20 protein-coding genes and 1 tRNA gene are annotated in these 25278 nt (G+C 35.6%); 15 read left to right on the forward strand and 6 right to left on the reverse strand.

Annotated features, from left to right (window positions below):
• Nucleotides 1-11: 11 nt before the first annotated feature.
• The 7 genes from HX049_RS08055 to HX049_RS08085 all read left to right on the forward strand — a co-directional run bounded on the left by HX049_RS08055 (nucleotide 12) and on the right by HX049_RS08085 (nucleotide 10790).
• Entirely contained in the window at nucleotides 12-2102 is a 2091-nt protein-coding gene (locus HX049_RS08055; RefSeq protein WP_286415296.1) for a hypothetical protein, read from the forward strand.
• Nucleotides 2102-4066: a hypothetical protein gene (locus tag HX049_RS08060; RefSeq protein WP_286415297.1), complete on the forward strand. Its 1965-nt coding sequence runs from the start codon at nucleotides 2102-2104 to the stop codon at nucleotides 4064-4066. The genes HX049_RS08055 and HX049_RS08060 overlap by 1 nt, the downstream gene beginning before the upstream one ends.
• Before the next feature lie 107 nt (nucleotides 4067-4173).
• Nucleotides 4174-8922, forward strand: a complete 4749-nt coding sequence (locus HX049_RS08065; RefSeq protein ID WP_286415299.1) for a hypothetical protein — start codon at nucleotides 4174-4176, stop codon at nucleotides 8920-8922.
• A gap of 37 nt (nucleotides 8923-8959) precedes the next feature.
• A complete protein-coding gene (locus tag HX049_RS08070) occupies nucleotides 8960-9250 on the forward strand; it encodes a hypothetical protein (RefSeq protein ID WP_286415301.1) in 291 nt (96 codons plus the stop codon).
• Nucleotides 9251-9290: 40 nt separating this feature from the next.
• Nucleotides 9291-9815, forward strand: coding sequence for a hypothetical protein (locus HX049_RS08075; RefSeq protein WP_286415303.1), 525 nt, complete (start codon nucleotides 9291-9293; stop codon nucleotides 9813-9815).
• On the forward strand, nucleotides 9815-10348 hold the full coding sequence (locus HX049_RS08080; protein WP_286415305.1) for a glycoside hydrolase family 73 protein: 534 nt from the start codon (nucleotides 9815-9817) through the stop codon (nucleotides 10346-10348). The genes HX049_RS08075 and HX049_RS08080 overlap by 1 nt, the downstream gene beginning before the upstream one ends.
• Nucleotides 10323-10790 (forward strand): hypothetical protein, encoded by a 468-nt coding sequence (locus HX049_RS08085; RefSeq protein ID WP_286415306.1) that lies wholly within the window; start codon nucleotides 10323-10325, stop codon nucleotides 10788-10790. Before HX049_RS08080 ends, HX049_RS08085 begins: the two co-directional genes overlap by 26 nt.
• A gap of 17 nt (nucleotides 10791-10807) precedes the next feature.
• Here HX049_RS08085 and HX049_RS08090 read toward each other — a convergent pair whose 3' ends face one another.
• Together HX049_RS08090 and HX049_RS08095 are read right to left on the reverse strand one after the other, a co-directional pair.
• Nucleotides 10808-11347, reverse strand: coding sequence for a hypothetical protein (locus HX049_RS08090; protein ID WP_286415307.1), 540 nt, complete (start codon nucleotides 11345-11347; stop codon nucleotides 10808-10810).
• A gap of 150 nt (nucleotides 11348-11497) precedes the next feature.
• Nucleotides 11498-11577, reverse strand: a tRNA-Leu gene (locus HX049_RS08095).
• Between the two features lie 158 nt (nucleotides 11578-11735).
• On the opposite strand from HX049_RS08095, the gene HX049_RS08100 reads away from it, so the two are divergent.
• The 3 genes from HX049_RS08100 to pth all read left to right on the forward strand — a co-directional run bounded on the left by HX049_RS08100 (nucleotide 11736) and on the right by pth (nucleotide 14010).
• The gene (locus HX049_RS08100; RefSeq protein ID WP_006259932.1) at nucleotides 11736-12677 is read left to right on the forward strand and encodes a ribose-phosphate pyrophosphokinase; all 942 of its coding nucleotides are present in this window, start codon (nucleotides 11736-11738) and stop codon (nucleotides 12675-12677) included.
• 28 nt (nucleotides 12678-12705) lie between these two features.
• Nucleotides 12706-13314, forward strand: coding sequence for a 50S ribosomal protein L25/general stress protein Ctc (locus tag HX049_RS08105; protein ID WP_286415309.1), 609 nt, complete (start codon nucleotides 12706-12708; stop codon nucleotides 13312-13314).
• Between the two features lie 129 nt (nucleotides 13315-13443).
• Nucleotides 13444-14010: an aminoacyl-tRNA hydrolase gene (gene pth, locus HX049_RS08110; protein WP_006259930.1), complete on the forward strand. Its 567-nt coding sequence runs from the start codon at nucleotides 13444-13446 to the stop codon at nucleotides 14008-14010.
• 61 nt (nucleotides 14011-14071) lie between these two features.
• Here the strand turns inward: pth and aspS are convergent, their stop codons facing one another.
• The 3 genes from aspS to HX049_RS08125 form a co-directional block, all read right to left on the reverse strand.
• A complete protein-coding gene (gene aspS / locus HX049_RS08115; protein ID WP_286415310.1) occupies nucleotides 14072-15829 on the reverse strand; it encodes an aspartate--tRNA ligase in 1758 nt (585 codons plus the stop codon).
• A gap of 94 nt (nucleotides 15830-15923) precedes the next feature.
• Complete coding sequence (locus tag HX049_RS08120) at nucleotides 15924-17078, reverse strand: MFS transporter (RefSeq protein ID WP_286415313.1); 1155 nt, start codon at nucleotides 17076-17078, stop codon at nucleotides 15924-15926.
• 32 nt (nucleotides 17079-17110) lie between these two features.
• Nucleotides 17111-18181, reverse strand: a complete 1071-nt coding sequence (locus HX049_RS08125) for an NADH:flavin oxidoreductase/NADH oxidase (protein ID WP_286415315.1) — start codon at nucleotides 18179-18181, stop codon at nucleotides 17111-17113.
• A gap of 169 nt (nucleotides 18182-18350) precedes the next feature.
• On the opposite strand from HX049_RS08125, the gene HX049_RS08130 reads away from it, so the two are divergent.
• Nucleotides 18351-19280 (forward strand): siderophore ABC transporter substrate-binding protein, encoded by a 930-nt coding sequence (locus tag HX049_RS08130; RefSeq protein ID WP_225600455.1) that lies wholly within the window; start codon nucleotides 18351-18353, stop codon nucleotides 19278-19280.
• Nucleotides 19281-19320: 40 nt separating this feature from the next.
• Here the strand turns inward: HX049_RS08130 and HX049_RS08135 are convergent, their stop codons facing one another.
• Complete coding sequence (locus HX049_RS08135) at nucleotides 19321-19977, reverse strand: metal-dependent transcriptional regulator (RefSeq protein ID WP_286415316.1); 657 nt, start codon at nucleotides 19975-19977, stop codon at nucleotides 19321-19323.
• 85 nt (nucleotides 19978-20062) lie between these two features.
• On the opposite strand from HX049_RS08135, the gene HX049_RS08140 reads away from it, so the two are divergent.
• The 4 genes from HX049_RS08140 to HX049_RS08155 all read left to right on the forward strand — a co-directional run.
• Nucleotides 20063-22333 (forward strand): TonB-dependent receptor, encoded by a 2271-nt coding sequence (locus HX049_RS08140; protein WP_286415317.1) that lies wholly within the window; start codon nucleotides 20063-20065, stop codon nucleotides 22331-22333.
• A 16-nt stretch (nucleotides 22334-22349) separates the two neighbouring features.
• Nucleotides 22350-22811, forward strand: a complete 462-nt coding sequence (locus HX049_RS08145; protein WP_286415319.1) for a thioredoxin family protein — start codon at nucleotides 22350-22352, stop codon at nucleotides 22809-22811.
• Nucleotides 22812-23703: 892 nt separating this feature from the next.
• Nucleotides 23704-24066, forward strand: a complete 363-nt coding sequence (locus HX049_RS08150) for a BlaI/MecI/CopY family transcriptional regulator (protein WP_006259921.1) — start codon at nucleotides 23704-23706, stop codon at nucleotides 24064-24066.
• A gap of 162 nt (nucleotides 24067-24228) precedes the next feature.
• Nucleotides 24229-25278, forward strand: a 1050-nt coding sequence (locus HX049_RS08155) for a M56 family metallopeptidase (RefSeq protein ID WP_286415320.1), incomplete at its 3' end; no start/stop codon positions are given.

Consider the following 25278-nt stretch of genomic DNA (forward strand, 5'->3'; position numbering starts at 1 on the left):
ATGAAGTAGGTATGGCTGTGTCTCAGATAAATGTAGGGTTTCAGGTAAATGTAAAAGAATTGGCTGAAAAACTTAATCAAGCTGCAATTGAGCTTGAAAAACATAAGAAAAAGTTTACAGAAGTAGGTAATTCGATTGGTCAAGCAGGACAATATATCGGGCGTTATGTAGATCAAATGGCCGGAACGGTTGTTACAACTATTGGTGGTGTTGTAGCTTTTGTACCTGAGATTATTTCAGGCTTTAGTAAGCTTAATGCTTTTTTGATTGCTAATCCTTGGGTTGCTGCTGCTACTGCGATAGCAGCAGCAGGTGCTGCATTGTATTTATACACAAAGAGAGGTACTGAAGCTGCGCAGATTCAAAGAATGTTGAATGATGTAAATAATGAAGCGTTAAAAAACACAGCTAAAGAACGTGCTGAATTAGAGTCTTTAATTCAAGTAGCTAAAGATGATAATAATCTAAGAAAAGATCGTTTAGATGCTATTAAGAAGCTGAATGAGATATCCCCTAAGTATTTAGGGAATATTACTCTGGAAACAATTAATACAAAGAAAGCGAAGGATGCTATAGATGATTACGTATCAGCTTTAAATTCTAAAGCTCGTGAGCAAGCATTAGCTTCGAAAAGAACTGAACTCTATCAGAAACAGATAGAAGATGAATCTAAGGTGATACAACATTTTCAACCAGTAGCTGATGGTTTAGCAAGAGTTTTTAAAGGACAGGAAGGAGTTGTTATTAGTACTAGGGAAGAGTTAGAGGATTATATTAAAACATTAAAAATAACGGAAGTACAAGCTAACCAGTTTAGATCAGCTTATGAGAGACAATTGAGGGTTCTTGAAGAAGGTAGGGCTAAGTTTCAAAATAAAGTTAATATTTTAGATAATTACGCTAAAGCTCAACGTGGTGCTACAGATGCTGAAAGGGACGCGAGTAAAGAAACTATTTCTTACTATGAAGAACAGATTAAGCATTTTCAAAAACTACAAAAGGAAACAGCTAAAACACCTGAGCAGTTTAAAGCTTATCAAACAGAGATAGATAAGTACAAATCTAAAATTGCAGAGATAGATGGGGGTGGAAAAACTAAGGTTAACTCGCGAAATTTAGAAAATATTAAATTAGAAACTATCAAGTTTTATGAATCTCAGATTTCAGCATTAAAAAAGTACCAGGAAGAAGAAGTAACTACTGCTGAAGATTTTGCTAAGGTAGCAGAAAAAATTAAAGAAATTCAACAAAAAATAGACTCTATTACAGGGAAGAGAAATAGGGATGTATCTATATCTATTGAGGATTATTCTCCAGCAATAGAAGGAAGTACCGTTGCGTTAGAGCGACAGTTGCAAGTAAAAAGAGCTTCTTTAGAGCTCGATAGATTACGATTTGGAGAAGGTTCTGCACAGTATAAGGCTCTAGAAAGAGAAATAAAGGACTTAGAGTTTACTATTACAGCTAATGTTGATTCTTCGGGGTTTAATACAGCAGTATTTGAGAAATCTTTGCAATCTTATAAAGCTGGTATTGATGGATTAAGCAAAGCTAGTGAACAAATAGCAACTCAAGAAAAAGAAAGGGCTCAAGAATATGCGCAAGTAGTAGGAGATGTTTTTGGCGCGATGGGAAGTTCGGTTTCTAGTGCAATGGGACAGTCTGAAGATGCTTTAACTCAGTTTGGGGGAAAGTTAGTGGAAATAGGATTAAAGTCTATGGCTATCGCGATGTCTCAATCAGCTGCTGATAGTGTTGTGGTTGCTACCCAGGCTTCTAAGGGAATGGGGGTTGTTGGTCTTTATGCTTTACCTGCTTTGATATCAGCTGCTATGGGGTTTGTAATGAGTGCTCACTCTAAGGTTCCAAAGTTTGCAGACGGAGGTGTTGTGTTTGGTCCAGTACTTGGTTTAATGGGAGAATATGCAGGAGCTAGCAGTAATCCAGAGGTGATTGCGCCCTTGAATAAGTTAAGGGAAATGATAGAACCTGCTGGTGGAGGTATAACTCAGATAACATTAGGAGGAGGGTTTACTTTAAGAGGTAATGATTTACAATTAGTGTTAGATAGAAATAAAACAAGAAGTAAGAGGATAGGTTGATGAAGCAGATTATAGTTAAGATTATAGATACACATACAAATACATTAGTAGAGGGGTATTCTTCTGCTGATGTATTTGAGACAGAAGAGAATCAAGCTGCAAAGGCGTCTATTTTGCTTAATTATGAAGGAGCAGATGATAAGTATGGTGCGCTTATGACAAGTACATTAACATTTGACTTGCTTGTTGCTGATGCTCAAGATGGAAAATTCTATCATCTGTTTACAGGTAGTGAGACACAATTCAAAGTTGAGTTGTGGACAAATGAAAACGAATTGCTTTGGCAAGGATTTCTTCTTCCTGATCAGTATTCAGAGCCTTATAAGAATGGTTGTTTTTTTGTATCTATGACAGCAACTGATGGTATAGGGTTGTTAAGAGGAAAAGATTTAGGGTATGAATCTAATTACTATGAGGAAGATAAAAGTGTAATAGATTTTTTAACTGCTTGTTTAAAGAGTACAGGGTTGAAGCAAGATCTTTATTTGTCTCCTTCGATAGTTTCTACAAATGGTTTCCGCTGGGATGAGATATATGTAGATGGTAAGATATATAGAGAAGAAGATAAAGAGAGTAAGGTTGAAAAAAATCCTCAACCAGATCTAAACTCTTGTTTTGAGATATTGGAGAGCATTGTTCATGATTTAGGTTGTAAACTCTATTCTTATAATGGTGTGTGGTATATGGTTGGGTGGAATCAACAACATAAAGATGTTTTAGAATTCTATCATTATGATGTAAATGGTAATTATAAGGGGATTCTAAAGCAGGAAGTAGAGAACCAGGAAGTTGTTTTTTATATGAATCCTAATATTACTGTTGTGTCACCATGGAAGGAGGTTGAAGTAACTGCGGAACTGGATTCTAAAGATGAGTATGTTGGAAAAGATTATTACGTGGAAGAAGGTTCTATTGATAAGTGGGTTTATTTAGATTCTCAGGTGCATTTAGTTCCTGTTGAAGGTAGGTATTCTAATGTATGGACTCGTCCTGATCAGATGGGCCCTGAAATAACAGAACAAGGTAAAATGCATTTAGCTGTATGGGCTAATAATTTTGGAGAGCCTTCTTATTTCTATATGGAGTTAAAGAAGCCACTGTGGATAGAAAAGCCGACTAACAATGATGAGCTGAAAACATTAGAATTGAATCTTGAAATATGCTCCTATTACAATGTTAATGATGATGGTAATTCTATGGATACTTTGCTTAAGCGTTATTATGATCAAGGATTGTATAGTAGTATTTTTAGGTATGAAGTGCTTTTGGGAGATGAAGTTATATGGAAGTCTAAAGAGAGCAATGCTAGTAATGAAGGTGTTTTTGAAAATAGATATTCAACTGGTAATATAGATTATAAGGATTCTGCTTTTGGTAAAAAGAACTACATCTCTACAGGGAATCGTATTGGAGGTAAAATAAAAGAGCTTGCTTATAATGTAGAGAAATCGGGTTGGCTTCAAATACGTATATATGCTCCATGGTATCCTAATACTTCTGTAGCTCTTTTTAAGTATAGTTGTATTGCTGATTTGAAGTTGAAATTAATTGAGAAAAAGAAGTTTGTAAGTAAACGTAAAAGAAATATTGACTTCTCAACTAAGAAGAAGATTGAGTTATTTCATATTGATAATTCTCAGGATAATACGTTGAAATACTTCAAGTTTAAAAGAGAAGGTGTAGAAGAGAATAGGTCTTGGAGACAAAGTTGGAAGCGAGCTGGAGTGAATGAAAGTAAGCGATTTGGAGATTCTTATGCTTGTATGATACATTCACTGCAACCAGGAGCTCATATTAAAGTAGATGGTGATGCAATGGGGGTTTTACCTCCAACAAGGTTATATGATTTTTTCTGGATGGAACAAAAGAGATTTATACCTGTTCGATTAGAGATTAATTTTAGTGAGGCAAAAACTAGCCTTACTATGATAGAAAATGTATATGAGGAACTATTTGTTAAGTGATGAGTATTTAGTTAGACACATCATTTTTGTACGTGTTCCTGAAGAACCGTTTGGTCCTATTACTAGGGATCGAGTGTATTGTGAAGATGAATATGTAAGTGAGGATTATGTCGAGTAAGAAGATAACGTATAGAAAAGAGAAAGGGAGTCGATTGACTTCTAATGAGGTGGATCAAAACTTTAGCTACTTAGATGAGCGTATTGATAAGGTTTCGCAAAAAGATTATATAATATATAATGCTGGATATACCTATAATAGCACAGCTGTGACTGCATCTAGTGGTAGTGTATGGTTGTTGGATGGTGAACAGTATACTAATATGATGGATTTTGCTTTTTCTGTTAAACCTACATCAAAAGATAGGTATAGGGTAGATGTTATCTATATGGATAAGGCAGGTGTAATCGATATTAAGACCGGAATTGAAAGCACTGAAGGATATATTAAAGATAGGATAGATGTTCTTGAGTACTTATTAGTCTATGTGAATGAATTAGGTGTTCAAAGTGTAAGTGCTAGCATTGATGGAGACTATATAAGTAAGTTGTCATTGGGATGGGTAGATGTAGATCATAAAAAACCTGTTCTAGAAGCTACAGAACAACGTTCACATATTAATATTGTTGGCGGTAATGTTATTATCGATACGATTGCAAATGGAATATTTGAGATATCTGTACCTGTTGATTTTCATGATGGATATGAAGTGGCTATTCGTAATCTACGTACTAGTTATTTGACGTTAGTTAATAGTTCTAAACTGCGCATCTATACAGGTCAAGATTATACTCTTCGTCCAGGGGAAATAATCACGTTTAAATACGATAAAAGAGAACAATGTTTTGTTGTATCAGGAGCGTTAGATATCCGTTTGGATTGGCAAAATGTAGATGAGATTATCGGTGTAGATAGTATGCGAATGGTTGTTGATTCTAGTGCAGGTGATGCGCTTAATCCTAATGATCTAAATACTAAACTTGCACCTACTATTCTACGATATTTCAAAGACTACACAAGTGATGCAGTGGGGTGGCAATGGAGTCGCTTTAGTGGAGATGAGACAGCAGATAAAGCATGGTCTAAAGGCAAGACTAAGCGAGTTCTAGAGCTTACACCTGTAGACTTTACAGATGCTATTAATAAAGGCAACGTATCGTTTATGTGTGAGGCTGTAGTTAATAATGCTACAGTTGCAGGTGTGTGGGTAGGTAAGTTAGTTGATACAGTTAAGACTATTCGTATTCAGTCTACAGGTACGCAGTTTAAGGGTAAGAGCCCTGAGTATATTTTACTTCGTGCTATCGCTAATAATATACAGGTTAAGAAAACTGAGTGGTTTAAAGATGATGTGCTGACTAATATTAACGAGTCAGTAATGGTGTATAATAACCAGGTGTCTTCTTTCGTGGTTATGAAGCTTCGTGTGACTGCTGTTGATGGTGTGGTGTATGAGGATAGTGTTACGTTATCTAAAGTTGTGGATGGTACAAATGGAAAAGATGGAGTTAATGGAAAAGATGGTAAGCAGGGAGCTGCTGTTGTTTGGACAGAATGGATGACAGGAGCGAAGCATTATAATAACGAAAAGGAAATCTATTACATCTACCATCGTCCGACTCAAACTGTATGGAAGCTTAAGGATGGGTATAATGATATCGTAGCTCCTGCGAATCCTGATAGTAGATATGTGCAGCAACCGCATTTAGAGCAGGTAGTAACTAAGGTACTCGTAGCTGAAGGTGCTAATATTGCAGGATTTATTTTTAAGAATGGTAAAATGGTAAGTCAATATCCTAGTCCTAATAACCCTGATTTGATCTTAGATGGTGTTAAGGGAGAGATTATAGCTAAGAAGCTTACTATAGTGCCTAATAGTCCAGCTGATAAGTTTATTGATGAGAAGGTTAAAGATGGTTTTGGTTCGATTCAGGTTGGAGGTAGGAATTTGATTCAAAACAGTGGAAATTTTAAAACTACAGAACATTGGAAGTCTAATGGTGGAGGTATTTCTTTAGGACAGGGAACAGGAGAAAGTTATCTAAAAACTAATCTACCTGGAGGTTTAATAGGTGCTGGTAAAAATGCAACAATTCCTGTAGAAAAAAACGGTATTTATACCTATAGTGCATATATATATTCAACAGAAGAACTTAAGATTACTAATGTAACACCACTTCATTTTTGGGTTCAAGGTCAGGGATCTAATACTACTCAATATACTGTATTAAAAAATACAGGTGGTGTAGTGCCAGCAGGTGTATGGACAAGAATTGTAACTGTTTTTAAAGTGAATGGTGTTGATGGTTTAAATTTTACGCCTATTATATATCAAAGCCCAATTATTCAAGAAGTATATGTAAAGAATTTTCAGTTAGAGAAAGGTAATATAGTTACAGCATGGAATCCATCTATCGAAGACACTGAAATTAAGATAATGGATCAAGAAGTTTATTATGAATACAGTCAAGATGGTCAAGCTTGGCATATTCCGCCTCTTCAAAGTACTGATAATTATCAAAGAATTAAAAAAGGTACTGGTTTATGGTCTATTCCTGTACGAATAACTGGAGTGCCAGGAGAGAAAGGAAAAGATGGTGTTCAATTGTATACATGGATTAGGTATGCAGATAGTCCTACTTCAGGTATTAGTGCTTCTCCAGTAAATAAAAACTATGTAGGATATGCTTACAACAAGATAAGTATAAATCCAAGTAACAATTATTCAGACTATGACTGGCAACTAACCAAAGGGAATACAGGTGAACAAGGAGTACCAGGAGCAAAAGGTCAGGATGGTATTCAATTGTATAATTGGATACGTTATGCAGATAGTCCTACTTCAGGTATTAGTGCTTCTCCAGTAGGAAAATCTTATATGGGAATAGCTGTTAATAAAACAAGTATAACTCCTAGTAATAATTATTCAGACTATGATTGGCAACTAACCAAAGGGAATACAGGTGAACAAGGAGTACCTGGTAAGGCTGGTCAAGATGGAAGAACTCCTTTTACACATACTGCTTATGCAAATAGTATCGATGGAAAAAAAGACTTTCACTTATCTAATTCAATTAATCGCAGTTATTGGGGTACTTACACTGATTACACAATACAAGATTCAACAGATCCGACTAAATACAAATGGATTCAGGTTAGAGGAGATGCAATAACTTCTAAGATAGAGCCTGTAAATAAGTATGAAGGAATGTTATGGATAGATAGTTCTAAGTCTCCATTTGAGCAAAAAGTATGGAATGGAAATAGGTGGGAGGTTGTTGGTCTTACTATTAATGACTTTGAGGTTGGAGGTAGGAATTTGATTCAAAACAGTGGAAATTTTAAAACTACAGAACATTGGAAGTCTAATGGTGGAGGTATTTCTTTAGGACAGGGAACAGGAGAAAGTTATCTAAAAACTAATCTACCTGGAGGTTTAATAGGTGCTGGTAAAAATGCAACAATTCCTGTAGAAAAAAACGGTATTTATACCTATAGTGCATATATATATTCAACAGAAGAACTTAAGATTACTAATGTAACACCACTTCATTTTTGGGTTCAAGGTCAGGGATCTAATACTACTCAATATACTGTATTAAAAAATACAGGTGGTGTAGTGCCAGCAGGTGTATGGACAAGAATTGTAACTGTTTTTAAAGTGAATGGTGTTGATGGTTTAAATTTTACGCCTATTATATATCAAAGCCCAATTATTCAAGAAGTATATGTAAAGAATTTTCAATTAGAGAAAGGTAATATAGTTACAGCATGGAATCCATCTATCGAAGATACTGAAGCAGATCTAGAAGCTATACGTGAGAAGAATAGGCAGCAAGAAAGAGATATTAATAATTTGAATACCACGACTAATCTTTTGAATCAAAAGACTAATTATCTAACAACAACTACTCAGGGTAATGTGATAACTACAGGTACTACAGAAGTAGGAGATGCAAATGGAAATGCTAAGGCTGGGATGACAGGTGTAGCGAGTCCTAATCCATCGAATATTAGTCAAAATAGGCGTGTGGTTTTTTATGCAGGTACAGGATTCGCTAATCGAGAGAATGCAAAAATACAGATATGGGATGATGGAAAATTTGTAGCTACTGATGTGCTGTTAACAGGTATTATTAATGCTATTGGAGGGACTTTTAAAAATGTTACAGCAGAGAACTTGACTGTTACTAGTGGTACGTTTACAGGTACTATGAATGCTAAGGCTGGGTACTTTGGTAATTTAGTTGTTACAGGTAAGTCTATTACTAATCAACCTCAAGGAGTACAGGAGGTAAATAATATGTTGTTATGGGTTAGGAATAGAGTAGGTAATAACAGGTTTAAAAATGTGCTTATTGGTGGTTATTCAGAAGAGAGTCCAGATAATATCAGGCAAGATGTAGGTGCGTTGCAAGTATATTCTCAAGCAGATGAGTGGAATCAGGATCATATAGGTTCTAGTTTTGAAGTGGTAGGAGGCAAACCTGATAGAAGGATGGCTATCAAAGTGAAAGGCGGTGGTATAGGTAATTTAGGAGGTACTGCAGTAGCTATACAAATAAGTTCGTTTTTAGTGACACATGAATCAACTATAATTTATACTGGTACGGGTACCTTAGAACTTAATCTTCCTTTTTCAGATATGGATAGATATGATGGAAGGCAAGTAACAGTAAGAAATAAGTATAGAAATACGTATATAAGAGTGTTAGGAAGGGATGCAGGTATTTGGTTTTTTGATACTCAAAACGCTTCTGCTTGGGGGGCAGTAACTATTGGTCCTAAGACTACCACAGTTACTTTTACTTATGTAGATGGGGATTGGTACGTCACTAATTTATATGGATGGAATTAAAAAATACAATCATAATTAAATAAAAAAGAGTAAGAAGATGAGTAAAATGAAAGTGAAAACAAAAGAAGTCAGAACGGTTGTGGAAGGTGAAGTGACTGGAGGAGTGGTAACATTAGATTATAGTCAAGTGAGTAATGCTGCACCTGAGAATATTGGGATTAATGCTGTGTGTGGAGAGAGTAATTTGTATGGGAGTTTTCACGCACCTAACAAGAGTTTTAATATTAGTGTGAATGGGTATGATAATGCTACATCTACAGTGATAGATGAGATTTTTAAAATGTGTGTTGATGTAGCTGAAGGAAAAGCTGTGATTAGTGAGAAGTAATTAAATAAGGCTACTTCGGTAGCCTTTAATTTAAATGAAGATGAAGCAGGTGATCGAATTACAGGAGTATTTAATGTGTGCTTTAGGGCAGTTAAGGATAAGTATGAAGTTGAGTGGAGTTGTAGGATTCTTAGGAGTGGTGATGGTTAATGTATTCGATGCTGTGCATAAATGGTTAGATGTAAATTTTGATTATGTCAGTATCGCTTTATTTTTAGTATCTGTGAATCACTTATTAGGTAGTGCGGTACATAAATGGATTCTTAAGGATTGGGATTGGCAAAAGAATAAAGTAGGGATATTGATTAATATATGTGTGGTTATTATAGGAGGTTTAGTATTCGAAGCTTTGACTCATATTACTAAAGAGCAAGACTTTGTATATAGCTACCTAAAGATGACAACTAGGTTGATAGTGTGTATTCATCCAGGACTAAACATAATGAAGAATTTGCATATTCTTACGACAGGTAAGTTTCCGCCTAAAGCTATTATGGATTTGTTCGGAGGGTTTCAAAAGGATTTGAGTTGGAATAGGTTTAAAAGTAAAAAAGAAGAGGAATAATGGGATATGTAACTTTTGATGAGTTATCAGCTTATGAAGATAACGCAAGTAAATATTTGAATGATAGATTAGCAGATGCTAAAACAATTCAAGATATGTATGGTATGGATTATAGGATACCATTAACGGTTTCAGCAGTTGAAACTGGTTGGGGAAAACATGTGAAAGGATTTAGTTATTTTGGAATTAAGTATGGGGCTAATGACAAGCAGTTGATAACAACTACTGAATATAGTGCTTATAATAATTTGAAGTTTCCTGAGATTATAAGTATTAGTCCTGTGGTAATTAATGGGAAGAATATGTATAAGTACGTAGTGAAGGATTGGTTTGTTGTTTATAAAACCCCTTATGATAGTTTTAAGGGATATTATAAGTTCTTAGAGGATAATCCAAGATATAAAACTGCACTTCAGTTTAAAGATCAACCTTTGAGGTTTTTTGAAGAAGTTGCTAAAGCTGGGTATGCTACAGCGCCAAACTATGCAGATACGTTAAAACAAGTTTATGCAAGTGTGGTTAAGAGGCTGTAGCTTGATCTTATGTGTTTTGTTTTTTGGCTGTGGTAGTCGGAAGGTAAATAAGAGTGAATTTATCCAGGTGATAGAACAGCAAAGTGTGAAGGAGGTTAAAAGTGATTTGAAGCTATCTGTAAAGGATAGTTTCGTTAGTCAGTTTGTAAATAAGAATAGTCGTTTTAAGGCAACTGAAATAAAGATAGATAAAGATGGGGGTGTTGTTATTAGTAATCCAATTGTTGAAGTTGTAGAGGAGTCAGGTAGTACGGCTGGTGTCTATGATAGTATTGTTAAGGATAAAGGATTAAGTAAGGTTGCTGAATCTGTTAAGACTTCTAGTAATAATAAAGATAAGAATGTGGATCAGGAACAATATAGTTGGTGGGGTTGGTTGGTTCCGCTGGGGGTGCTGGTTGGGGTAGGTTGGTTGGTATTAAAGAAAACCCGAGTGATTTAGTCGCTCGGGTTTTTTTATTAGGAATAAAGTTTATAATTTTTATCGAAAAAAACATCAAATTCTTTTAGTAATAGAATGTAATCTTTTTGTAGTTCATTTCTTAAGTGTGACTCATTAATTAAATTGTCTGTATTTTCGTTGTATTTGGTATTAATTGATATACTTGTCATATAAATTTTTTTAACTATTTGTATGTATTTGTCTATTTCTTCTTTCGAATATTTTGATAAATACAATTTTAATGTTTCTAATTCAGTGACTAATTCAAAATGAGAATTTGATATTTTACTTGTTGTTATTGTAAATCCTGCAGAAAGTTGACAACCATTAGTCATTAGGTTGATTAAATGATTTATAGGTTTTGAAAAATCAATTAAAGCTTTATTTATTTTTTCTATTTGGTTGAATTTTCTTTCATAAAAAACAGTAGTTCTAATTTCAATCTGTTTTGATTTTCTATCAAATATAGTCTTTAAAAGAAATCCAATGGCTCCAATTACAACAGTAACTTGAGACCAATTATCTAATATTATCTTTATGAGTTCTTCTGTTTTCATATATAGTGGTTAGTGTATATTCAAATGTATGAAAAAGAATTAATAGAGAAGTTTTGAATGTATAAAATATAAAGCTATACAAATACTGTACAATTAGAAGAATAAAAAAACGCAACACTCTGTTTTATAAGGGTGTTGCGTTTTTTGCAGTGCCCGGAGTGGGAATCGAACCCACACTCCGAAGAACACGAGTTTGAGTCGTGCGCGTCTACCAATTCCGCCATCCGGGCTGATGACTTATTGTTTGTGAGTGCAAATGTAGATAAAAAAAATTAGGTACAAAGAAAAAATATAAAAAAAATCGTTTTCTCAATTTATATTTTATAAATTTGCACCGCTTAATAAATATAGTTAAGCTCTAACTCGCAACATAACAACTAATTATATAATGTCATATTTCGAACCAGACGCTAAGATTTTTGCATGTGCTCAGAGCGTTGAGCTTGCTGAGAAAATTGCAAAAGCATACGGAGTAGAACTAGGAAAAGTAACTCTATCACATTACAGTGATGGGGAGTTTCAACCTTCTTTTGAAGAATCAATTAGAGGACGAAGAGTTTTCTTAGTATGTTCTACATTTCCGTCATCAGATAACCTGATGGAATTGTTACTAATGTGTGATGCTGCTAAACGTGCATCAGCAAGACATATTACGGCTGTAATTCCTTATTTTGGATGGGCTAGACAGGATAGAAAGGACAAACCAAGGGTTCCAATTGGAGCGAAGTTAGTTGCTAAATTGCTTGAGTCAGCAGGGGCAACTCGTATCATGACTATGGATTTACATGCAGATCAAATCCAAGGATTTTTTGAAAAACCAGTAGATCATTTATATGCATCTACAATCTTTTTACCTTATGTAAAAAGCTTAAAACTTGACAATTTAACAATTGCATCTCCTGATATGGGAGGATCTAAGAGAGCTTATGCTTACTCTAAGTTTTTAGAATCAGATGTTGTAATTTGTTATAAACAACGTAAACAAGCTAATGTTATTGATAAAATGGAGTTAATAGGAGATGTTACAGGACGTAATGTAATCTTAGTTGACGATATGATTGATACAGGAGGTACTTTAGCTAAAGCAGCTGATATGATGATGGAGCGTGGAGCATTAAGCGTTAGAGCTATATGTACACATGCTATTTTATCAGGAAGTGCTTATGAGAAAATAGAACAATCAGCTATTCAAGAATTAATCGTTACAGATTCAATTCCATTGAAGAAGCCTTGTGATAAAATAAGAGTATTAAGTTGTGCTCCATTATTCGCAGAAGTAATGCACAATGTACATGCTAATGAGTCTATTAGTAAGACTTTTGTAGTTTAGAATTTATTAATTTTTTAAATATATTTAAATGAAATCAATTACGATTAAAGGATCTGAAAGAGAAAGCGTAGGTAAAGTATCAACTAAAGCCTTACGTAATGCTGGAATGGTACCTTGCGTGTTATACGGAGGAACTGAAGCAGCTGTGCATTTTTCTGCTGAAGAAAAAGCATTCAAAAATTTAGTTTATACTCCAAACGTACACACAGTGGTAATTGAGTTGGAAGGTGGAAAAACATTCAACGCTATCTTACAAGATATCCAGTTCCACCCAGTAAGCGATAAAATCTTACATATCGATTTCTATCAATTACATGACGATAAAGAAATTACATTAGAAGTACCAGTTAAAATTACTGGAAACTCTAAAGGAGTAATGGCTGGAGGGGTATTGAACCTAAACTTACGTAAATTGAAAGTTAAGGCTTTACCAGCTAACTTACCTGACTTCGTAGAAGTAAACATTTCTAACTTAGAAATGGGGAACAAATTATATGTTACTGATGTACCTGTTAACAATTACAAATTGTTACACACTGATAACACTGTAATCTGTCAAGTAAGAATTTCTCGTGCAGCTATGAAAGCAGCTCAAGAAGCAGCGAAAGCAGCAAAAGCTACTCCAAAGAAAAAATAATTCTTTTGAGAAGATATTTATTAAGAGCACCTGTGTTTACACAGGTGCTTTTTTTATGTCTTAAAATAAGGTTACTTCTTTGCTTTAATGTACTTTTGTAACACAATTAATTATGTCATTAATAGAAGGATGAAGAAGTTTTTAATTATAGGATTAGGAAATATCGGTGCTGAGTATATCAACACACGTCATAATATCGGTTTTAAAGTAGTAGACGAAATAGCTAATGAGCTTGGGGGAGATTGGCAAACTGTAAAACTTGGAAGCTTAGCAGAAGTAAAGATAAAAGGTAGAACACTTTTATTACTAAAGCCTAATACATATATGAATCTAAGCGGTAAGGCTGTTCAGTATTGGATGGAGAAAGAAAAGATTCCAGTAGAGAATATTTTAGTGATTACAGATGATTTAAATCTAGCTTTCGGAACCATTAGAATAAAGCCAAAAGGATCTGATGGAGGTCACAATGGATTAAAAAGTATTCAAGGTACTTTAAACTCTGCTGCATATCCTCGTTTTAGATTTGGTATCAGTGATGAATTTAAGAAAGGACAGCAAGTTGACTATGTTTTAGGGGTATGGGATGAGAAAGAGAAAGAACAGTTACCAGAACGTCTTAAAATGGCTTCTAAGGCAGTGCAAGAGTTTGCTTTAGGAGGATTAAATAATGCTATGAATACTTATAATGGAAAATAGATTAAGTAAAGCTTATAAAGTAAAAAAGGAGTTACTCAATGAGTAACTCCTTTTTTTATCATTATACCTGTGGTTTTACCACATTGATATGTAATTCTTCTAATTGTTCTGGGGTGATAGTTGACGGAGCGTCAATCATTACATCTCTACCAGAGTTGTTTTTAGGGAATGCGATGAAGTCTCTAATTGTTTCTTGCCCTCCTAAGATAGCCACTAATCTATCTAGACCAAAAGCTAAACCTCCATGAGGTGGTGCTCCATATTGGAACGCATTCATTAAGAAACCAAATTGTTTTTCAGCTTCTTCTTTACTAAATCCAAGGTGTTTAAACATTAACTCTTGAGTAGCCTTATCGTGGATACGAATAGAACCTCCTCCAATTTCGTTACCGTTTAATACCATATCATAAGCATTAGCACGTACTTTACCTGGGGCTGTATCTAATAATGGAATATCTTCTACTTTAGGTGAAGTAAATGGGTGGTGCATAGCGAAGTAACGTCCAGCTTCTTCGTCATACTCGAATAGAGGGAAGTCGATAACCCACAATGGTGCGAACTCATCAGACTTTCTTAATCCCATACGATTACCTAATTCCATACGTAGAGCACTTAATTGAGCTCTTGTTTTATTTGCAGGACCAGAAAGCACTAAGATTAAGTCTCCAGCTTTAGCACCAGTCACCTCAGCCCATTGCTTAAGATCTTCTTGGTCATAGAACTTATCTACAGAAGACTTAAATGATCCATCAGCTTCACATTTACAGTACACCATACCAGAAGCACCTACTTGTGGGCGTTTTACCCAATCAATAAGAGCATCTATCTCTTTACGAGTGTATGAAACAGCACCTGGTACAGCTATACCTACTACTAACTCTGCACTATTAAATACACCGAATTCTTTATGTTGAGCTACAGCATTTAACTCACCGAACTCCATCCCAAAACGGATATCTGGTTTGTCATTACCATATTTGCGCATTGCTTCTTCAAAAGTCATACGAGGGAACTTATCAACTTCAATTCCATGAACTGATTTAAGTAAATGTCTAGTCATTCCTTCGAATGTATCCATAACATCTTCTTGGTTTACGAATGCCATTTCACAGTCTATCTGAGTAAACTCAGGCTGTCTATCAGCACGTAAATCCTCGTCACGGAAACATTTTACTATTTGGAAGTATCTATCCATACCACCTACCATTAACAACTGCTTGAATGTTTGTGGTGATTGTGGTAAAGCGTAGAATTCTCCAGCATTCATACGAGAAGGCACTACGAAGTCACGTGCTCCTTCAGGAGTAGAACTAATTAAGTAAGGAGTTTCTACCTCACAGAAATCTTGAGCAGAAAGATAATTTCTTACCTCTTGAGCTACCTTGTGTCTAAACAATAAATTGTTCTTCACTGGATTTCTACGGATATCTAAGTAACGGTATTTCATACGGATATCTTCTCCACCATCAGTCTCATCTTCGATAGTAAATGGAGGAACAGCAGATTCGTTTAACACTGTTAGCGTATCTACTAAAATCTCAATATCTCCTGTAGGGATATTTGGGTTTTTAGAAGCGCGTTCGATTACTTGTCCTTTTACTTGAATTACAAACTCTCGTCCAAGGTTTTTAGCTGCTTCGAATACTGCTTTATCAGTTCTCTCTGCATCAAAGATTAATTGTGTAATCCCGTAACGGTCACGTAAATCAACCCAAATCATAAAACCTTTATCGCGATGCTTGCTTACCCATCCTGATAGGGTAACTTCTGTATTTATATCCGAAGCTCTTAAGGCTCCGCAATTATGCGTTCTGTACATTGCTAAAAATTATTTCCTACAAATTTATAAACTTATTATGAATGATAGAATAAAAGCCAAAACAATATGCTTTAGATTTTATAAATATCTATTTTTAAGCTGTTTCTGTTTTTTTCATTCTGATAAATACATATGCTAGTAACGCTCCACATAACGCTAATCCAGCTCCTACCCATTCCGGTGAGTTGTATCCTAATCCCAAAGTGATAGGTAGTCCTCCTAATGAGGCCCCTAATGCATTACCGATATTGAAGGAAGCTTGTCCAGCTGAAGCAGCTAACATTTCAGAGCCTTTTGCATTGTTGATTAACAACATTTGTAAAGGCGAACCGATCGTGAATGCTACTAATCCTGTGATAAGTGACATTGCATAAGCCATCCATTGGATATGGACAGTGTAATATACGATAATTAAACAAGTAGCCATAGCACAGAAAGAGAAAATAACTGCTTTAGCAGGAGGGAAGGTATCAGCTAGTTTTCCTCCTACGAAGTTTCCTAAGAACATACCTAGCCCTACTAAGGTCATGACTAAAGGTATCTTAGCTTCTGATATTAAAGCAATATTAGTCATCATCGGTGCGATATAACTAATCCAAGCAAATAATCCTCCTGTACCAATAGAGATTAACGCTACTAATACCCAGGCTATAGGTGTTTTAAAGAAGGCGGTTTGTTTCTTTAGATTTGTTTCTTTATCTGCTTCTAATTTTGGTACCCAAAATGCAATAGTGATAGCAGATACAATTCCAAGAGAGGCGATTAGCATATACGCTGTTCTCCATGAATATTCTTGTCCGATGTATGTACTCAATGGTACTCCTACTAGATTAGCAGTAGTAAGCCCTGCGAACATTATGGCTACTGCTTGTGCCTCTTTTCCTTTTTGAGCTAATCGCGTTGCTACCACAGATCCTACCCCAAAGAATGCTCCATGAGGAAGACCTGACATAAAACGCGAGATAATTAACGTTGTATAACTAGGTGACAATACGAATAGTAAGTGAAAGAATGAGAACATCACCATTAACGCCATCAATACTTTGTGAGGAGCGTATTTATTAGAAGACATTACTAGTAATGGAGCTCCTACTACTACCCCTAAGGCATAAGTAGAGATGAAGTTACCCGCTTTAGGTATGCTTATTTGTAAGTCTTTAGCGATGTCAGGTAGTAGTCCCATCATTGAGAATTCTGTCATTCCGATGGCTAGCCCACCTACAGCTAATGCTATTAAACTTTTGTTCATTGTTGTTTTACTGAGTTTGATTTTATGTAATATTATATTGTTTCTTTTCCTCTTTCGTATTGATTTGCCCATGCTAAACTCACACCAAGTTCATTAGCTGCTCTCATGACGAAGTGAGGATCTCTTAGAAATTCTCTACCGAGTAAGATACAGTCTGCTTGATTAGCCATTAGTATATCTTCTGCCTGTTGCCCTGTCTTGATTAGGCCTACGGTACCTACAAGTATATTGGTCTGTTGTTTGATTGCTTCAGCAAAAGGAACTTGATAATTAACCTCAACTTTTATTTGTTGATGTCTTACTAGCCCTCCTGTACTTACATCTATAAGTTCTACTCCTTTTTCATATACTATCTTAGCTAGCTTTATGCTCTCCTCTAAAGTCCAACCTCCATCAGCCCAGTCAGTAGCTGATATTCTTAACCACAGACTTTGAGTAGTCAAGACAGATTTAACGGCCTCTATGACTTCTAAGACTAGTCTAATCCTATTCTCAAAAGTACCTCCATACTCATCTGTACGCAGATTGGTTAATGGAGATAAGAACTGATGTAGTAGGTAACCATGAGCGCCGTGTAGCTCTATGATTTCATAGCCTGCTTTTACAGCGCGTTCAGCCCCTTGTCTAAAAGCTTCTACTATTCTTTTAATCTCTACTTTATCCATTGCTATCGGAAGGTTTTCTCCTTCGTTGAAGGCAATAGCAGAAGGAGCTATAGTTTGCCATCCGTTCTCACTATTAGGAGCTATCTGCGCTCTATTGATCCAAGGTTTTTCACAACTTGCCTTTCGTCCTGCATGGGCTAATTGTATACCAGGTACAGAACCTTGACTTTTTATAAAGTCAGTTATCTGCTTTAGTTTGGTTATATGTTCATCTGACCATATTCCTAAATCAGCATAGGTTATTCTTCCTTCTGGACTTATGGCTGTCGCTTCTTGTACAATGGCAGCAGCTTTTCCTATCGCAAATTGCCCATAGTGTACAAGGTGCCAATCACTCGCAAAACCATCTTTTGCAGAATATTGACACATAGGTGAAACAATGATTTTATTGTGTAAAGTATTGTCCCTTAGTTTTAAAGGAGAAAATAGAGTTTTCATAATTTGTGTGTTGTTTGGTGATGCAAAATTATTAATTCCAAAATAGAATAGAAGGTCTTTTGTCCTAAAAGATATTTTTAGCAATAAAAGTTACAATAATTTGAGGAGTTCTTCTCAAGTAACCTTATATTTGTTATTTATAATTAATTTAAATAAAGACATAATGAGAATGACTTCTAAGGTTATTACTAGTACAGTACTAGCAGCCATGCTTTTTGTAGGTTGTAAAAAAGAAAACACTAAAGCTTCTTCTGAAGAGACGATTACGATAGAGAACATGGGTAGATCAGTTAGTTTTAATAAAAAACTAGAGAATGTAGTAGTGTTCGACGTGGGAGCGATGGAGAATATGGCAGAGTTAGGTATACCATTTAAGGGAATGGCTAAGGTGTACAGTCCTAATTTCCTTTCTAAATATGCAGATGATGAGAGTATCGTGAATGTAGGATCTTTTATGCAGCCTAATTATGAGCTAGTAAGTTCAGTAGATCCAGATCTAATCATTATGAGTAACTGGTTTGATAAAGATTACCCAGAGTTTTCTAAGATTGCACCTACAATCTCTTTAGGAATATCAGGAAGTAATTATTTAGCAAGTACAAAGGATAATCTGAAAACAATTGGGTCTGTTTTTCAAGTAGAAGATAAGGCAGATAAATTGATCGAGAATATCGATACTAAAGTAGCTGAGATGAAAGAAGTGATTAATAAGAGCGATGCTAAAGCTTTATTAATCTTATATAACAATAAGAGTTATAGTGCCTTCGGAGAGGACTCTCGTTATGGATATATATTTAATGATTTAGGTGTGAAGTCTGCAGCAGCAGGTCTGATGGGCGGAAGTGATCACGGTAATGTAGTATCTAGTGAGTTTGTGCTAGAACACAATCCTGACATTATCTTTATCATCGATAGAGGTGCTGTAATGGAGAATGTAAATGCGGATAAGAAAGAAGTTGAGAATCCATTGATTCAAAAGACCAATGCGTATAAGAATGGAAAGATTGTTTACCTAGATCCTAATGCATGGTATCTTGCAGGAGGAGGATATATCTCTCTAAATATCATGTTAGATGAAGTAATGAAAGCGTACAAATAATAAAGTAAAAAGCTTCTCGAAAGAGAAGCTTTTTTTATGTCTATTGTTTTTTAACGAACAGATTACTTGCTATTTTTTTTGTGATAGTGATCGTATGGTCGTCTACTCTGATGGTGTACGACTGATCAAAAGGCTCTATATCTAATATCTCTAGTTTTGATCCTAGCGATATTTTCTGTTTATCTAAGTATTGTAAGAACTCTGTAGAAGAGTCTTTCACCCCTACACATACCACTTCTTGATTAGCGTCTATTTCGGATAATAATTTTTTATCTATCTGTTTTATTTCTCCTTTTTCGTTAGGAATAGGGTCTCCATGAGGATCTTCTGTTGGGAATCCTAGAAAAGCATCTAATTTATTAATTAACTTTTCTGATTTTATATGTTCTAATTCTTCTGCTACATCGTGAACTTCATCCCAATTAAATCCAAGTTTATCCACTAAGAATACCTCCCATAGTCTGTGTTTTCTCACGATCATCTTAGCAGCCATAACTCCCTTAGGAGTAAGTGTAACTCCTTGATACTTTTGATATTTAATCAGCTCCTTATCATTTAGCTTCTTTATCATATCTGTCACAGATGAGGCTTTGGTTTCTATTTTTGCAGCAATAGCATTTGTCGAAATTCCTTGAGTTTGCCCTAGTGATAAATGGAATATAGTTTTTAAATAATTCTCTTCTGAATAGGTAAGCATGGATTGTTTTTTTGTTTAAATACAAAGTTAGTGTTTTTTTAATTACAAATTAATTTTTAGCTTTGCCTAAATTTAATTAAAAGCCATGTGTAAAAGTATTTTTAAACTTGTAACAATAAATATTTTTCTTTGTCTCTTTTTTGCATTGAATTCCTATGCTCAAAATATCAAAGGAAAAGTTCTTTCTAATGGTACTGCGCTTTCTTATGCTACAGTTACATTAGTAGGAACAGATAAGGGAGTAGTCACTGATGAGCAAGGTAGTTTTACTTTCGAGTCCTTAAAAGAAGGAAGCTATACGGTGAAGGCAGACTTCGTAGGTTTTGCAGCTCAGACTAAAAAGGTAACTGTAAAAGGAACTCAGACCAGTACAGTATCTTTCGACCTAAAAGAAGATGCTAATCTAGATGAGATTGTTATCTCGGGTACACTGAAGCCTGTACTAAAGTCAGAGGCAGTAGTACCTGTAGAGATATATACGCCAGCATTTTTTGAGAAGAATCCTACTGCTAGTTTATTTGACGCTGTACAGATGATTAACGGAGTACAACCTCAGCTAAACTGTAACGTATGTAATACGGGAGACATCCATATCAATGGTATGGAAGGGCCGTATACTATGATCCTGATCGATGGTATGCCTATCGTATCTTCTCTATCGACTGTATACGGGTTATTCGGTATTCCGACGAATATGATCGAGAGAGTAGAAGTAGTTAAGGGGCCAGCCTCTTCACTATACGGAACAGAAGCGATGGGTGGTATTATCAACGTGATTACTAAAGATCCAGAACACGCAGCGAAGTTAAGCGTAGATGCGTTCAGCACGACTTGGTTAGAGAATAATATCGATTTAGGAGCTAGTTATAAACTAGGGAATAAAGTAAAAGGACTTTTCGGAGGGAACTACTTTAAGTTCGGAGAACGAAAAGATAAAAACGGGGATGGTTTTACAGATGTAACACAACAAGACAGAGTATCTCTATTCAATAAAGTATCTCTAAAGAGAAAGGATGATAAAGTAGCTAGTCTTGCACTGCGCTATGTATATGAAGACAGATGGGGAGGAGAGACTAACTGGAAGCGCAAGCAACACCGCGGAGGAGAAGACGTATATGCAGAGAGTATCTTCACTAACCGTTTCGAAGCGATAGGGATGTACCAGCTACCGACTACAGAGAATATCTATACACAGTTCTCTTATATCTATCACAAGCAGAACTCTATGTATGGACCAGAGTCTTATGATGCTAAACAACAGGTAGCTTTCGCTCAAGCTTATTGGGATAAGACCTTAGGAAACCACAGTCTTTTACTAGGTTCGTCATTTAAGTACACTTATTATGATGACAATACTCGTGCTACGGGTATCTATGATGAGAACGGATTAGTAAAGAATCAACCAGAAGAAACACCAATACCAGGTATCTTCATCCAAGATGAATGGACGCTTAATAAAAAGAACAAATTATTATTAGGATACCGTTTTGACTATGATAAGACACATAAGGGGATTCACTCTCCACGTGTAGGATACAAGTACACACCTCATCCACACCATACCTTAAGAGGAAGTTTTGGTACAGGATTCCGCGTAGTGAATGTCTTCACAGAAGATCACAGAGCGTTATCAGGAGCTAGAGAAGTAGTATTCGCTGAGAAACTAGACCCAGAGAAATCATACAATGCTAATATCAACTATACAGTAAAAGTACCTTCTAATTTCGGAGTGTTTAATTTCGATTTGAACGGGTTCTATACTTATTTCACGAATAAGATCGATGCAGATACAGATACAGACCAGACTAAGATTATCTATGCTAACCTAGATGGGCACGCTATCTCTAAAGGAGTATCTCTTAACGTAGATGTGACATTTGACTTCCCACTGAAGTTGATGGCAGGAGCTACTTATATGGATGTATTCAGAAAAGAAGACGGAGTACGAGAACAAATTTATCACTCTCCTAAATGGTCAGGTAACTTTATCGCAAGTTATAACTTCGGTAGTGGATTCACAGCAGATTTGACATCAGACTGGAAAGGACCGATGAGATTGCCACGCGTAGAGAATGACTATAGACCAGAGTACTCACCATGGACAGTATTAGCGAATATCCAAGTGACTAAGAAGTTTAACAACGGATTCGAAGTATACGGAGGAGTGAAGAACTTATTCAACACGCTACCAAAAGAAGACCCGATCTCTAGATGGTGGGATCCATTCGGAGAGCCAGGTAATGGTGTAGCACCACCTCCAGGTAGAAATGATGTAATCTTCGAACCAAACGATTATAGTTATACTCCGTTACAAGGGATAAGAGGATTCTTAGGAGTGAGATATAACATTTTTTAGTTAGCACATAAGCAGAATGACGAGATTTTATTTTTTTTTCATGTTTAGTTATTTCTTTGGGTTAGCGCTCTATGCTCAACCCAAAGAGATAATGTTTTCGGAGTTAGAGCAAGTGATGGCTACTGACCCTAAGCCCGTTGTCGTATTTATGCATACAGACTGGTGTAGCTATTGTGCTCTGATGGAAAAGAAGACATTGAACAATGATAAAGTGATGCAGAAGTTAGATGAAGACTTTTATTTCATCTCTTTTAATGCAGAACAAGAAGAAGCTATAGAGTATAAAGGAAAGCGCTATGAGCTGAGAAAGACTGGTGTTCATGCGAAGCAGCACGAGTTAGCAAAAGAATTGGCTCAGTCGAATGCTTATCCAGCTGTTATATTTCTCAATGAAAAACTAGAAATCATGTATCGACATTTTGCGTATGTACGATCTAATGATATGTATAAGCTACTGAATGCTATAAAACCTTCTTAGCATTTAGAATCATAAGACTAGGTACAGTGCAGAACGTTAAGCGTATATGTATTGGCGATTTAATAGTTGCAGTACTAGTACATTTGTACGTATACATTTGTATTAGATACATAGTTAGTTAGAATTATGTTGCAGGCCTTACACAGTATATCACTGTGTAAGGCCTTTTTTTGTTTAGTAATATTAGATGTGTTGTACATTAAGTATTGCTTCTAATGACCTTACTGTTTTCTTCCATACACCTAGCCTTTTTTAGAGTAGTTAATCCTAGTTTGACCTCGATGAGATAGTGAAGTAGTTTGCCTATTTATGATGTTTTTAAGCTGATAATCAATTTAAAAACATAAAATTTTCTTTTTCTGAATGTCTAGATTATTATAAGATGATAGAGATTGTAGTTTTTTTATTAAAGTTTAAGGCTGTTTATAAGTTCTGAGAAGACTTAGTATACATATAGGTGAATTTGGCTTAAGCTTTCGACCTATAATTTTCTCATATCCTGTGATAGCATATCTTTAGTTTACTACCGATATGGTAGGGGTTTGCTAGCACCTTGCTGGCACCTTTCTTCGACAAAACCATGCTCTAGGCAAGAAAGCTCCGAGGAAAGTGCAAGAAAACCTCAAGGAAGTGCAAGCTAAACGCTATTGTAGAACGTCAGAATATGTTGTAAAAAAGTATTTTATTCTATATCAAAGACACATTGATAACTAGTCAAGTACACGTAGTCTAAATTAAGAAAGGATTTAACGCATCGCTTTATTGATAAGGAATAAAGACTGTTTAGGTATTCAGATTGACTTGTATAGCTTTATTATTTCAATTAAAAACTAAATAATTAGTTTGATAACTAATAAAATAGTTATATGTTTGTGTATATCAAAGTAGGATTATGGAAAAATTGACCAATAAAGAAGAAGAGATTATGTGCATCCTTTGGAAATTAGAAAAGGGATTTGTGAATGATATTCTAGAGCACATGCCAGAGCCTAAGCCACATTATAATACACTCTCTACGCTAGTGCGTATATTAGAAGAAAAAGGGGTAGTGTCTTATAAAGCTTATGGCAAGTCACATCAGTACTATCCTTTAGTGAAGAAAGAAGACTATCGAAAGATGTTTATGGAAGAGACCATGGAGAAGTATTTTGATAATTCGTTTAGTAACCTAGTGAGTTTCTTCGTGAAGGATAAAAAATTATCTAAGACAGAGCTAGAAGAGCTAATGGATATTATAGAAAAGAATAAAAAATAGTTTGATTAACAACCAACCAATCAACTGAATTATGACACCTATTCTTATATATATATTAAAGGTAAATGGACTACTGCTGGTAGTGTATTTATGCTATAAACTGTTTTTACAGAAAGAGAGTACGTCAAGACGAATCGATTGTATTTTATAAGTGGTATTTTTTTGAGTCTAATACTGCCTTTGCTTACTTATACGAAGGTAGAAACGATCAACTTAGCGCCAATGCCTCTCCCGATTATGGATGTAGTGGAGGATGTGGAGATAGTACAAGAGGAGAGTCTATGGACGATGAATGAGGTGTATCAGTACACATCTTATCTTTATTTAACGATCACGCTATTGAGCCTTTTGTGGTTTGGGTATAAACTGATCAAGCTAGTCAGACGTATTAGTAATATGCCTAAGACGGCTATTCATCAGAATATACGAGTAGATAGATCGAGTAGTGATGCTTATTCTTTTCTACACTATATCGTATTGCCAAAGGATTATGAAGAGCTGAGTCAGCTAGAGGTAGTGTTGCTCCACGAGGAAGTACACGTCCAGCAGAAGCACAGCTTAGACCTTATCCTCTTAGAGGGGTTAAAACACGTATTCTGGTTCAATCCGATGATACGATTGCTACAGAAAGAGGTAAACCTAAATCTGGAGTATATCGTAGATCAAGAGATTGCGAAACGAGAGGATAGCTATACGTATCAGCGCGCACTCGTACTGTACGAGTCTAATAAGATAGCGTGTGTACCTGTGGTGAATACTTTTGGCTCTTCAGATCTGAAGAAGCGTATATTAATGCTTAACAACCCAAAATCAACTAATATGAAACGTTTAAAATTATTATTAATCACTCCTGTATTAGCAGGGTTCTTTTTCCTCTTTCAGATAGAGGTAAAAGCGAAATATATAGAAAGTCCAGCTTTTGAAGTAGATCATGTAGAAGATACTTTATTCGATGAGTATACAAGTATGGCTACTGACGCAGAAGAGGGGCAACTAGATCAATCTGGTAAAAAGAAGGCTCCTAATCATGATGATATGGCAGCAATAGCGGAAGAAGCGATAAGAATAGGAGAGGAAGCGTCTAGACTAGTGGATGAAACTGAGCGTATAAGAGAAGAGGCTGAGCGCGTAAGCAAAGAGATACTAGAAGAGAGAAAAGTAATTCTAGCTAAAGCGGAAAAAGTACGAAAAGAAGCTTTAAAAGCACGAAAA

Source organism: Myroides odoratimimus (assembly GCF_030326305.1).
Taxonomy (GTDB): Bacteria; Bacteroidota; Bacteroidia; order Flavobacteriales; family Flavobacteriaceae; genus Flavobacterium; species Flavobacterium odoratimimum_A.